This is a genomic window from Neisseria sp. P0007.S010 (assembly GCF_051962875.1).
Classification (GTDB): domain Bacteria; phylum Pseudomonadota; class Gammaproteobacteria; order Burkholderiales; family Neisseriaceae; genus Neisseria; species Neisseria subflava_A.
The window spans coordinates 1-12,689 of sequence record NZ_JBQCUX010000002.1; the positions used below are offsets into that span (position 1 = coordinate 1).

Consider the following 12,689-nt stretch of genomic DNA (forward strand, 5'->3'; position numbering starts at 1 on the left):
GTCTGAATAATATTTTCTATATAACTCATTGCTTACTTGGTCTTTAGCAGCCAGCCGCTCAAATTCGGCCTTTTCCTTATTACTTGCTGTATGGTTGAGAATTTTCTCTGTTAAAAGATCGTATTTTTTTCTGTCTTCGTTGTTAAGCAGATTATTCTCCACCGCATTCTGTCCAAGCACACCCCCTACCTGTGCATTGAACAGGGCATTGCTGTTGCCGTTGGTGCTGCCGCTGCCGTTCAGACTGCCGCCCGCCGCACCCACCACCGAAGCAATCGCCCCGGTCTGCGCTTTGATCTCTTCCTTAATGTGCTCGGGCAGAAGGTTGGGATTGAATTTCCCCGTTGTCGGGTCGATGGCGGTCTTGCCGTCGTCGTATTGTTTGGCCAGATACTCGGCTGCGCGTTCGGCGGCAACGGCAGCGCTGCCGCCGGCAAGCGGGTCGGCGCCGTTGGCGTAGGCTAAGGCGGCACCGAGCATAAAGTGGCCGATTGCTTGCGCGGCTTCGTTTTTGTGTTCACCGTGGCCGAAGCGCTTGCCGATGGCGGCTGCAGCATACGGCGCCAACGTATTGGCCGCCAGCTGTAAATCACCCTGTCCGCCCAGGGCGCCGGTAATCAGGGTTTCGGCGGCGCTAAGCGCACGGCTTTTGCTGCCGCCTACGCCCCAGCTTCGGGCTTCTTGGTAAGCTTGGGCATACTTCGCGTTCCCCAGCCTCATGGACAGCCGTTCGCTGTCGCTTTTACCGGCATATTGCTCATAACTGCCGTCGTTTTGCTCTTTCAGACGGCCTTCGTAAGCGGCCTGTTGTTTTTCCAGCTCTTCGGCTGCCGCTTTGGCACGGTTGCCACTATAGGTGGCAACGGCGCTGTGGATGGCGGCAGTCGATTGGGCGACGGTTTGCTGTTTGTCGAGTAGGTTTTGCAGATCGGGAACGCTGTCGGCACCGTGATGGGCAGTGGCCGAATCGGTATGGATGCCGAGAGCGCGGGCACTGGTTTTTTTGCCGCCGATGGTGATGTTGCCTTCGCTGTGCCGCTCGTTCCGTTTGTAGGCTTCGCCGAGGGAAACTTCGCGCCCCTGCAGATGCAGATCGCCGCCGGCATACAGTTGTGCGGCTTCGGTAGTCAGTTTGCTGCCCGCCGCGATGGTGGTATCGCCTTTCAGGCTGCCTATCTGCGAGGAGACTACGGCAGACGATACGCTGTTTTGCTGCAGCTTGGTTTGGGTTTTGCCGTAACCGGCCATCGCCACGCCGTTTTTTAGGCTGCCGGTGAGGCCGGACTTTTTGCGCTCGTGGTTTTCCCAATCCTGGTAGCGGTTGTCTTGTGATTAATGAGGTGGTGGGTAAATCCGCTTACATCCAACACATCATAGCTACTCAAACAATCCGTATAGACAATACTGTCAGGCATAATTTTCTTTGTGATAACAGGAAATAACGTCTCTCTTTTAGCGTTCTCAATAACCACGGTATAAACCTTGCCGCCGCGTTTGAGAATACCAAAAACTGCCACCTTGTCTGCCGCACCGCATCCACGTTTGCCTTTGCGGTGTCCGCCAAAATAGCTCTCGTCCAACTCAACTGAGCCGTCAAAAACCGTATCGGCTTCCAGTGAAAGATGATGGCTGATGACTTCGCGAATCTTGCGGTAAAACAGCACTGCCGAATTGGGGTGGATGCCCGATAAATCAGCTGCTGAACGGGCGGTAACTTCGAGTACAAAAAACTGGAGCAGTTTCTTTTGAATACTCTTTTTTAGTTTACAATGGGTTATCTTCATTTTTGCAGTCTAACATGACTGCTTATCTAGTATAGCCCCTAAATTTTTATTCATGGAGATTTTCATTTATTAAAAATTCGGGTAAGTTTTTAAACAAAAAAAATTCATCTCCCCAATTAATCATATTCAACACTGATTGGGAAAAAATTAGCCGGAACCCGATTTCATCATCATCAAGATATAGTTTTCTCATTTCCAATAGGTCTTCATCTTTAAGGAAACCAAAAAAATCAAAATCGGTTAAATCGAATATTTTAAGCTCTCCATAACTACCTAAAGATACGTTTTCAGCTTCCTTGTTGATTTCATAAGACAGATTCGGTTCGCTGCCATTACACTTAAATAAAACAGGGATCCCTTCCAAATCAAACTGTATTTCATCGGGACGTTGGACATCAATATCAAGATCCGTTTCGTCATATATGAAGAAAAGCCCCTTTACTGATAAAATCCTTCCATTTAACTCATTCATTTATTTACCCTTATCCCTTCTTTTACTGATGGATTAGTTAAGCCATTTTTCAAAATTGTTATAAACTCTCCTTCAGGAGATGTTACTACTACATTATTTCCTTTAATTCTAAATAAAACTGATCCACGTGCATGATTTGCACCTTGCCTGATTCCCTGTCCGTTAAAAGTTCCTACCCTTAACTCATCTGGCCGTTTAGCAATTTCATAAATAAATTTTTTAAAACTTTCTCTTCTGCTAGAAGTTTTCATATCAAATCCATGTTCAGTAGCATGTTTTCCTACTTTGCGACCAAATTGGTTATCGGCTAAAGAAAATCTTTGCGGGTTCTAAGATGCTTTTTGAAATTCCTTAGGAATTTTAGCAAAATCAATTTCTAATCTTGCCAACTCTTCTTGTATCTTGCTTACTTTAACCTCAAGTTGTTCAAATCTTCTAGGCGAGCCTTTCGCATCTTTGGCTAATTCAAACAATTTCTTGGCTGTGCGCAAATCCCCCGCTTCTTTGGCAGCTTCGTAGGCCTTTCTGAAATCGCGGACGGTTTCTAGTTTTTTAGCTACTTTCACTCCTGGAATGGCAAAAATAGTTGCAACAGCATAATCTCTAAACGTGTCGGCCTGTTTGAAATCTTTAATCGTTCCGACAACCGTCATATCGGTAAGCAGTTCGCTGCCAATCCGCATCATTTTTGCATTGGCGGCAATTTCTTCCGGTGATTTGCCGTAAGACATTAACACAACAGTATCGGTTTTGCCGAACTCTTCGCTATGAGCCTGCCTTCTTTCGGGATTAAATGCCATTTTAATCATTGAGTAATATAAAAGGCCGTCTGAAAAATATACTTTCAGACGGCCTTTCAAATGATTCAAAAGAAAATCCTACATTTGCACCGAGCCGCTGACGGTCAGGCTGATCTCTTCCGAACCTGGGGAGGCTGGTACGCCATCTTCTATTCCTGCAGCCATTTCTGCGACGGGGGCTGCCCGCAACATTTTGGCGCGTGCAAAGTCGCCGCCGACTTGGCGGTTGCCGATATGGCCCAGGTTGAGTTTAACAATTTTGTAGCTGGAGAAGCCGAGCGTTTGGGCGAGATTTTGGGCGCGGTCTTTGAAGCGCAGGATAACGGCTTTGCTCAGTTGATCGACGGTTTCTTCACGTTTTTCTTTGGATACAGAAAATGAGGAGCTTTCTAAAACGGCGATATTGATGCTGTCGGCAATCAGGCGGTTGAGTGCTTCAAAGTCTTTGCTTTCTACTTTGAAGTAGGCGTGTTCTTCCCAGCCGTTTTGGGTGCGTTTGCCGTTGGTATATTGATAGCGCGGGGATGCGTTGCGCTCCATCAGCTCGGCTTTAAATTTGCTGTTTTGGGAGATTTTGTTGAACTGGTTGAATTTCTTTATGAAGGCTTGGTTGACGGCTTGACGGTCTTTGCCTTCTGCGTTGACGCTGAAATGCGCGGTCATGGTATCCCGTGGCACTTCCATATTCGCGGATTCGGAAAATTCAACGATGTTGTAGTTGAGGCTTTCTGCTGCAACGGGCAGGGAGGCGGATAGCAGTAGGGCGGTAAGGGCTGGGCGGAGCATTTTGTTTTCCTTGTAATGCGGATTTCAAAAAAGTAATTTAGCATGAAATGTGGAAATGTTGGCTTTGGCAAGCGTAAGGATTTGTATGGGTTGAGGCCGTCTGAAAAGAAGTTACTTTGTATCCATCAAGCCGACTTCATGGGGATTGAGGCGGGCTTTTTCTTCTTGGCCTAAGCCGACCAATTTCCGCAAGCGGGTCATGTAGGCATTGACGTCAAGGCCCCGTCCGTAGCGTTGTGCTTCCCAGATGGTTTCTGCCAAGGCTTCCATCATATCGTGTTCGGCTTTGATCCAGTCGCCGTTGTAACGGGCGCAAAGTTGATGGTGGATGGCACGGATGCCCGGAGGCTGGTCGATGGCGCTTTGCTCTTGCAGGGAAAGGTGTAGCGACATATGCAGGAATGGATTGCTTTCGCCGTCTTCGGGCAACCATTCTTTATCTAAATATTGTTCGATGTCTTCGAGATAGTGTCCGTATTCGGGATGGGCTTCGATAATGCGCAAAGCTTTTTGTTGCAGGCCGTCTAATTGGAGCGGTGCGAGCCTGTGTTGCCAGACGTGGGCAAAGAATCGGCGGACATCGTGGGTGTTTACGTCATACATGATGGGTGTGATTTGATTTTGGGATATGTGATTATATAGCGATTGCGATAAAAAAGGCCGTCTGAAAAACATGTTTTCAGACGGCCTTTGTTTTGCAGGGTTTAGCGGCGGTCGATGATTCGGTAATACACTTCGCCGTCTTGGACATAGCCCAATTCGACGCGGGCAATTTCGGCGATAGCCTCTTGTCCGTGTGCCAAATCTTCAACTTCCGCATTGAGGAAATTGTTGCGTAAAGTGAGCGTTTGGTTTTTTTCCTCCTGACGGACGAGCTGCTCCTGCAATTCTTCCGTATGCCCGACGCTGCCTTTACCAAACCAAAGGCTGTACTGACAGCACAAAAGTGCGAAGGTTAAAACAAAAGTTACCCACTTCATACAATCAATATCCTATATTCTGCTTATTTGCCCAGTTGGTAGAATGCGACTTTGCCAGGGTAGTAAGCGGCTTCAGCCAATTCTTCTTCGATGCGCAACAATTGGTTGTATTTCGCCATGCGGTCAGAACGGGACAGGGAGCCGGTTTTGATTTGCATACAGTTGGTGGCAACTGCCAAGTCGGCAATAGTGCTGTCTTCGGTTTCGCCGGAACGGTGGCTCATTACGCTGGTGTAGCGGTTGCGTTTTGCCAAGTCAACGGCTTTCAGGGTTTCGCTCAAAGTACCGATTTGGTTTACTTTAACCAGCAATGCGTTTGCCACGCCTTTTTCAATGCCTTCGGCCAAGATTTTTGGATTGGTTACGAACAAGTCGTCGCCGACCAATTGAACTTTTTTGCCCAATTTTTCGGTCAGCAGTTTCCAGCCTTCCCAGTCGTTTTCGTCCATGCCGTCTTCGATGGAAATGATTGGGAATTCGTTAACCAGGCCTTCCAAGTATTCGGCAAATTCTGCGCTGGTGTAAGAGCGGCCTTCGGCTTCCAAGTGGTATTTGCCGTCTTTGTAGAACTCGCTGGATGCGCAGTCCAGGGCGAACAATACGTCTTCGCCTGCTTTGTAGCCTGCGGCTTCGGTTGCTTCGACGATCAGCTGCAGGGCTTCTTTGTGGCTGTTCAGGTTAGGTGCGAAACCGCCTTCGTCGCCAACGGTAGTTGGGAAGCCTTTGCTGTCACACAGTTTTTTCAGTGCGTGGAAGATTTCGGCGCCGCAACGCAGAGCTTCGCGGAAAGATTTTGCGCCGACAGGCATGATCATGAATTCTTGGATGTTCAGGCTGTTGTTGGCATGTTCGCCGCCGTTGATAACGTTCATCATCGGAACAGGCAGAGCCATTGGGCCTGCACCGCCCAAGTAACGATACAGAGGGAGGCCTGCATCTTCAGCGGCCGCGCGTGCTACGGCCATAGAAACAGCCAAAGTGGCGTTGGCACCCAAGTTGCCTTTGTTTTCAGTACCGTCCAATTCGATCATGATTTGGTCGATATAAGATTGTTCGTTGGCATCGATACCGATGAGGGCTTGCGCGATTTGGTTGTTGACGTGGTCAACGGCTTTCAATACGCCTTTGCCCAAGTAACGGGATTTGTCGCCGTCACGCAGTTCCAAAGCTTCTTTTTGGCCGGTTGATGCGCCGCTTGGTACGGCTGCGCGTCCCATAACGCCGGATTCCAACAATACGTCACACTCTACGGTAGGGTTGCCGCGGGAGTCCAAAATTTCGCGTGCAAAAATATCAACGATTGCGCTCATGAATATCTCCAAATAGGATAGTAAAAGAAAAGTAGCTTTGTTACGTTTCAGACGGCCTTGAGGATGATTGCCGAAGTCTGATGAATGCAGACATTATACCGTCTTTGCCGGGAATGGCATCGGCGTCGGTATGAAACCGACTGTAAGTTTGTTTCACGTCAATATCGCTCAAACAAACATAAGCCGTGTAGTGTAACATTTTTTACCCTTTTTAGGGTGAAAAGCTGATTAAATAAGGCATAAGGCCGTCTGAAAAACAGATTAGCCTGCGCCCAAAATCATCGAGCCTACGCCGTCATCTGTCAGTACTTCCAAGAGCAGGGCGTTGGGAACGCGGCCGTCTATGATATGCGTGGCTTTGACGCCGCTTTTGGCGGCTTCGACGGCGGAGGCGATTTTAGGCAGCATACCGCCGTACAGCGTACCGTCTTCAATCAGTTCGTCAATGCGGCTTGGCGTCAGGGTGGTTAATAATTTGCCTTCTTTATCCAGTACGCCCGGGATATTGGTCATCATCAGCAGTTTTTCAGCTTGAAGTTTTTCCGCCAGTTTGCCGGCAACCAAGTCGGCATTAATGTTGAACGCTTCGCCGTTTTGGCCTACGCCGATGGGGGCGATGACCGGAATGCAGCCGCGCTCAACCAAACCTTCCACCAAACGGGTGTCGATGTCGGCCACGGTGCCGACTTGACCGATGTCCACACCTTTTTGTTCGGGCGTATCGATCAGGAGTTTTTCCGCTTTGATGAAGTGGTTGTCCCGGCCGGTAATGCCGACGGCGCGACCGCCGAAGGTGGTAATCATGGAAACGATTTCTTTATTGACGTGTCCGCCCAAAACCATTTCTACGATGTCCATGGTTTCGCTGTCGGTCACGCGCATGCCTTGAACAAATTCCCCTTTTTTGCCGACTTTTTCCAACATTTCATTGATTTGTGGACCGCCGCCGTGAACGATGACGGGATGCAGACCGATTAGTTTGAGCAGGACGACATCGCGTGCGAAACCCTCTTTTAAGGCAGGTTCGGTCATGGCGTTGCCGCCGTATTTGATGACGATGATGGAGCCGGAAAAACGGCGGATATAAGGTAAAGATTCGGCAAGGACGCGCGCTTTGATCGCAGGGGAGACAGATTGTTGCTGGGTCATGGTTTCTACCTTGTTTCATGATTTCGGCCTTTATCTTAATCCCAAAGGCCGTCTGAAACAATATTTCCAGGCGCTTGAAATCCTGTTAAATCAGTTAAATGGTTGAAACCAGCCTCATGCAAACGGTAAAATGGCGGTTTGCTTCGGCCTCTTCGCCGATTACTAAGGATACCCATGATGAAAATCAGCACCCAATTCGATGCCGGTTCGGTTGTTGTCAAAGACTTGAGCAACCCTGCCGATATCCGCCTCGCCCTGCGTCCCGACAATGCTTCGGAGTTTGCCCAATGGTTTTACTTCCGTTTGCAGGGTGCGGCCTATCAAAACTGCGTGATGCATTTTGAAAATGCGGCGGACGCTGCGTATCCTTTGGGCTGGGAGGACTATCAGGCTTGCGCCTCTTACGACCGCCAAAATTGGTTCCGCGTGCCGACCAGCTATGAAAACGGCGTGTTGACCATCAACCATACGCCTTTGTCCAACAGCGTTTACTACGCTTATTTCGAGCCTTATTCCAACGAGCAGCATTTGAACCTTTTGGGCGATGCGCAGGGCAGCGGTTTGTGCCGTATCGACGATTTGGGCAGCACCGTTCAAGGCCGCGACATCAATCTTCTGACCATCGGCAATCAAGTCGAAAGCGACATGAAAGTCTGGATTATCGCCCGTCAGCATCCGGGCGAAACCATGGCGGAATGGTTTGTCGAAGGTTTGCTGGGCCGCCTGCTTGATCCGCAAGATCCGACCGCGCGCATGCTGCTTGACCGCGCGACTTTCTACATTGTGCCGAATATGAATCCGGACGGCTCGGTTTTGGGTAATTTGCGCACCAATGCCGCCGGTGCCAACCTCAACCGCGAATGGGAAAAACCGACTTTGGAGCGAAGCCCCGAAGTCTTTACCGTCCGCGAAAAAATGATGGAAACCGGCGTGGATTTGTTCTTGGATATTCACGGCGATGAAGGCCTGCCGTTTGTCTTTGTGGCCGGTACCGAAGGCGTGCCGAACTACAACGAGCGCATCGAAGCCTTGGAAGACCAATTCAAACTCGCGTTGCTCAATGCCAGCCCAGATTTCCAAGACGATTACGGCTATGACAAAGATGCGCCGGGTCAGGCAAACATGACTTTGGCGACCAACTGGGTCGGCAATCATTTCAACTGCCTTGCCTATACTTTGGAAATGCCGTTTAAAGACAATGCCAACCTGCCGGACGATGATTTCGGCTGGAACGGCCAACGCTCGCTGCGCTTGGGCGAGGCAATGTTGTCTGCTATTTTGAATGTGGTTGACGAATTGCGTTAAACCATCCGACACTGCATACAGGCCGTCTGAAAGTTCAGGCTTTCAGACGGCCTTTGAGATAAGGAACACACATTATGATGATACATCCCCAGTTTGATCCGGTGCTGATCAGCATCGGCCCGCTTGCCATCCGCTGGTATGCCTTGAGCTATATCGTCGGCTTTATCCTGTTTACGATTTTGGGCCGCCGCCGTATCGCGCAGGGCAATTCTGTGTTTACCAAAGAAACACTCGACGATTTCCTGACTTGGGGTATCTTGGGCGTCATCTTGGGCGGCCGTATCGGCTACGTTTTGTTTTATAAATTTTCCGATTATCTTGCCAACCCGTTGGATATTTTCAAAGTTTGGGAAGGAGGCATGTCGTTTCATGGCGGATTCTTGGGTGTGGTCGTTGCCATGTGGCTGTTTGGCCGCAAGCACAACATCAGTATCTTGAAATTGATGGATACCGTTGCGCCGCTCGTACCGCTGGGCTTGGCTTCCGGCCGTATCGGCAACTTTATCAACGGCGAACTTTGGGGACGTGTGACCGAACTCAATGCTTTCTGGGCGATGGGTTTCCCGCAAGCGCGTTATGAAGATGCGGAAGCTGCGGCGCACAATCCTTTGTGGGCCGAATGGCTGCAACAATATGGCATGCTGCCGCGCCATCCGTCTCAGCTTTACCAGTTTGCCCTTGAAGGCATTTGCCTGTTTGTTATCGTTTGGATTTTCTCGAAAAAACCGCGTCCGGCCGGTCAAACGGCGGCATTGTTCTTGGGCGGTTACGGTTTGTTCCGCTTTATTGCCGAATTTGCCCGCCAGCCTGACGACTATCTCGGCCTGTTGACTTTGGGTTTGTCCATGGGTCAATGGTTGAGCGTGCCGATGATTGTATTGGGTGCTATTGGTTTTGTTTGGTTTGGCCGTAAAAACAGCGTTACCAAAGCATAAATAAAACAATGAATAAAGGCCGTCTGAAAAGGTTTTCAGACGGCCTTTTTATCGCTTCAAGCAAACGGATTTCGGGTTTAACCAAAAAAGCCCATTTTGACTTGAATGAGTTTTTCCAGCTCCGGCAGAACGCGGCGGCGTGAAACGAAGAAGATAATGTGGTCGCCGTCTTGGAGGATGGTTTCGGTGTGGTGTCCCATGATGACCTCGCCGGTTGCGCCGCGGACGATGGCGGCGATGTAGCAGTCGCTTGGCCATTTGATGCCGCTGATGCGGCGGCCGACGATGGCGGAAGTATTTTTATCGCCGTGTACCACCACTTCAATGGCTTCGGCCGTACCACGGCGCAAAGGATGGACGGCAACGATGTCGCCACGGCGGATGTGGGCGAGGATGGAGCCGATGGTAATCAGGTGGGGGGAAACGACGATATCGATTTTGTTGCCTTCGAGCAAATCGACGTAGCTTGAGCGGTTGACGATGGTAATCACGCGTTTGGCACCAAGGTTTTTCGCCAACAGGCTGGACATGATGTTGTTTTCGTCATCATTGGTCAGCGCGCAGAAGACGTCGATTTCGTCGATGTATTCTTCGTCCAGCAGGGTTTCGTCGGTGGCGGAACCTTGCAGGACGAGGGTGTTGTCCAGATTCTCGGCCAGCCATTCGGCGCGCTGGGGTTTGTATTCGATGATTTTGATGTCGTATTTGGATTCAAGCTGCTTGGCGAGGCGGTAGCCGATGTTGCCGCCGCCGGCAATCATGATGCGGCGGGTACGCGCTTCTTTCGGACGCAATTCACGCATGATGGCTTCAACGCTGTTGATGTCGGCAGCAAACAGGACTTCATCGCCTTCAATGATGACGGTTTGCGGCGTTGGGACGATCAGGCGGTTGTTGCGGTAGATGGCGCAGATTTGGCAGTCCGCACCTTCGAGCAGGTGTTGGTTGATATCGGCAATTTCACGGCCGATCAGCAAACCGCCTTTGCGTGCTTGAACAATCACCATGCGGACTTTATCGTTGGCGAAACTGAGTACCTGCAATGAGCTGGTGTAGTTGAGCAGGCCGACAAGTTGTTCGGTAACCAGTTGTTCGGGGCTGATGGTTTCGGTAATGCCGAAAATGTTGAGGCTGCCTTCTTCGGGTTTATCGCTGCCGTCAACCGGATATTCGAGGTATTCGCTTGAGCGCACGCGTGCGATGCGGCTGGGGATGTTGAATAGGTCGGCGGCGATTTTGGAGGCGACAATATTGGTTTCGTCGCTGCGGGTCAGGGCAAGCAGGAGGTCGGAGTCCGCCGCGCCTGCCTGTTCGAGGGTAAAGGGCGATGCGCCGTTGCCGACGATGGTTTGGACATCAAGGCGGCTGCTAATACGGTTGAGCGCTTTTTCGTCGATGTCGATGATGGTAACGTCGTTGCTGGGAACGGAGGCAAGGTTTTGGGCGACGGTCGAGCCGACTTGGCCGCTGCCGAGGATGAGTATTTTCACGGTAATTGAGTGTGTTCGGTAAAAATGAAATTGTAACAAAAGGCCGTCTGAAATTGGAGTTTCAGACGGCCTGAATTTTCTTTCTTAATCAGCTAAAGAGTTACCAGTAGCCCAAGGCTTTCCACCATAAGATGCCGACAGTGCTGAAAATCAGGATTTCGACCACGCTCATGATGAAGCCGGCTTTCCACCATTCGGTCATGGTTACATAGTTGGAGCCGTAAATGACAGGTGCAGAACCGGTGGCGTAGTGGGTCAGCGACATCATGATGCCGGTAGCGGCTGCCATAATCAGGGCAAACAGCATCGGTGGTGCGCCCAAGGCCAAGCCTGCGCCGTAGAATGCGCCGAACATGGCGGTAACGTGTGCCGTACCGCTGGCGAAAACGTAGTGGGCGTAGAGGTAGGCCAGCATCAACATGGCACAACCGGCTTCCCAACCCAAACCCATGTGGGCGATACCGCTTTGCATGGAGTCGGACAACCAACTGATGAGGCCCAGTTTGTTGAGGAAGTTTGCCATCATCACCAAGGCCGCAAACCAAACGATGGTATCCCACGCGCTTTTTTCTTTCAGCGCGTCGTCCCAAGTCAGTACGCCGGTCAGCAGACACAGGCTCAAGCCGAGGAAGGTGGTGGCAGTAGCGTCAACTTTCACGCCGAACAGCATCTCAGGAATACCCGCCCACAACAGCAGCAGAACCAGAAAAATACCCAGCATGATTTTTTCTTCACGCTTCATCGGCCCCATGGCAGCCAAATGCTCTTTTGCCAATGCAGTGGCGTTAGGGGTTTGTTTGATTTCAGGCGGATATAGGAAATACAGCACCAGCGGCATCAGCAACATAGCAAGCAGGCCGGGTACGACCATCGCCAAGAACCAAGTACCCCAAGAGAGTTGGATTTGCGAATTGGTGGCTTTGGCAACCAATTCGACTACCAGCGGATTAGGTGCGGTGGCAGTGATGAAAATCAGACAGGTAATTACGTTGGAGTGGAAGTTGACCAGTGAAAGGTATTTACCGATTTTGCCTTCCGTACCTTTTTCTGGGTCGGAGTCGAAGCTTAGTGCGATGGATTTCATAATCGGATGCACGATCGCACCGCCGCGTGCAGTATTACTTGGCGTTACCGGACCGATGACCAAGTCGGCCAATGCCAAGCTGTAACCTACGCCCAGTGTGCGTTTGCCGAAGAGGGAAATCAAGAGGTAGCCGATACGCATACCCAAGCCGGTTTTCAACAGGCCGCGCGAGATGATGATGGCGATACCGATCATCCAGATAAGTGAGTTGTTAAGGCTGCTTAGGGCGTCTTTGGTTGCATCGGCGGCTTTTTCGTTGGTCACGCCGGTCAGTGCAACCAAGGTAATGCCCAAAATCGCCATTGCGCCTATAGGCATGGCTTTGCCGATGATGCCGGCAATGATGCCGACGAACAATGCCAAAAGATGCCATGCGTCAGGCGATACGCCTTGAGGAACGGGGATAACGAACCAGATAAGCAGCGTCAGCACAAGTGCGACCGCAGCAGGAATTGGCTTGAAGCCCATGTTGAATCTCCTAATTTGAGGATTGAAGTATTGGGAAATCGGTTTTCAGACGGCCTGAGTGTTGCTGAAGCTTGTCTGAACGTATTTTGGTAGGTTCGGAAGGTATTTTTCTTATTGGGTTTCTCT

Annotated in this window: 12 protein-coding genes and 2 pseudogenes; 2 read left to right on the top strand and 12 right to left on the bottom strand. The window is 50.4% G+C overall.

The window, feature by feature from the left end:
- From ACTHR7_RS01485 to argB, 10 genes and pseudogenes are all read right to left on the bottom strand, one after another.
- Positions 1–1,248 (bottom strand): annotated as a pseudogene (locus ACTHR7_RS01485) (hypothetical protein); the annotation flags it as partial.
- An 80-nt stretch (positions 1,249–1,328) separates the two neighbouring features.
- A pseudogene (locus ACTHR7_RS01490) lies at positions 1,329–1,784 on the bottom strand (IS1595 family transposase); the annotation flags it as partial.
- Between the two features lie 46 nt (positions 1,785–1,830).
- A complete protein-coding gene (locus tag ACTHR7_RS01495; protein WP_002231633.1) occupies positions 1,831–2,256 on the bottom strand; it encodes a hypothetical protein in 426 nt (141 codons plus the stop codon).
- Complete coding sequence (locus tag ACTHR7_RS01500) at positions 2,253–2,507, bottom strand: hypothetical protein (RefSeq protein ID WP_070585516.1); 255 nt, start codon at positions 2,505–2,507, stop codon at positions 2,253–2,255. Before ACTHR7_RS01500 ends, ACTHR7_RS01495 begins: the two co-directional genes overlap by 4 nt.
- Before the next feature lie 78 nt (positions 2,508–2,585).
- Positions 2,586–3,125, bottom strand: coding sequence for a hypothetical protein (locus tag ACTHR7_RS01505; protein ID WP_141745181.1), 540 nt, complete (start codon positions 3,123–3,125; stop codon positions 2,586–2,588).
- Positions 3,126–3,134: 9 nt separating this feature from the next.
- A complete protein-coding gene (locus ACTHR7_RS01510) occupies positions 3,135–3,842 on the bottom strand; it encodes an SIMPL domain-containing protein (protein ID WP_440370198.1) in 708 nt (235 codons plus the stop codon).
- Between the two features lie 111 nt (positions 3,843–3,953).
- Positions 3,954–4,445, bottom strand: a complete 492-nt coding sequence (locus ACTHR7_RS01515; protein WP_440370199.1) for a DUF1841 family protein — start codon at positions 4,443–4,445, stop codon at positions 3,954–3,956.
- 101 nt (positions 4,446–4,546) lie between these two features.
- The gene (gene ftsB / locus ACTHR7_RS01520; RefSeq protein WP_003679613.1) at positions 4,547–4,822 is read right to left on the bottom strand and encodes a cell division protein FtsB; all 276 of its coding nucleotides are present in this window, start codon (positions 4,820–4,822) and stop codon (positions 4,547–4,549) included.
- A 23-nt stretch (positions 4,823–4,845) separates the two neighbouring features.
- Entirely contained in the window at positions 4,846–6,132 is a 1,287-nt protein-coding gene (gene eno, locus ACTHR7_RS01525; RefSeq protein ID WP_285071435.1) for a phosphopyruvate hydratase, read from the bottom strand.
- A gap of 261 nt (positions 6,133–6,393) precedes the next feature.
- Entirely contained in the window at positions 6,394–7,281 is an 888-nt protein-coding gene (gene argB / locus ACTHR7_RS01530) for an acetylglutamate kinase (RefSeq protein ID WP_107791803.1), read from the bottom strand.
- A 174-nt stretch (positions 7,282–7,455) separates the two neighbouring features.
- On the opposite strand from argB, the gene ACTHR7_RS01535 reads away from it, so the two are divergent.
- Together ACTHR7_RS01535 and lgt are read left to right on the top strand one after the other, a co-directional pair.
- A complete protein-coding gene (locus ACTHR7_RS01535) occupies positions 7,456–8,586 on the top strand; it encodes a M14 family metallopeptidase (RefSeq protein ID WP_440370200.1) in 1,131 nt (376 codons plus the stop codon).
- Between the two features lie 74 nt (positions 8,587–8,660).
- On the top strand, positions 8,661–9,521 hold the full coding sequence (lgt, locus tag ACTHR7_RS01540; protein WP_377072418.1) for a prolipoprotein diacylglyceryl transferase: 861 nt from the start codon (positions 8,661–8,663) through the stop codon (positions 9,519–9,521).
- Positions 9,522–9,598: 77 nt separating this feature from the next.
- On the opposite strand, the gene trkA is transcribed toward lgt, so the two are convergent.
- On the bottom strand, positions 9,599–11,011 hold the full coding sequence (gene trkA, locus ACTHR7_RS01545) for a Trk system potassium transporter TrkA (RefSeq protein ID WP_440370201.1): 1,413 nt from the start codon (positions 11,009–11,011) through the stop codon (positions 9,599–9,601).
- Positions 11,012–11,111: 100 nt separating this feature from the next.
- On the bottom strand, positions 11,112–12,563 hold the full coding sequence (locus ACTHR7_RS01550) for a DASS family sodium-coupled anion symporter (protein WP_440370202.1): 1,452 nt from the start codon (positions 12,561–12,563) through the stop codon (positions 11,112–11,114).
- Positions 12,564–12,689: the final 126 nt, after the last annotated feature.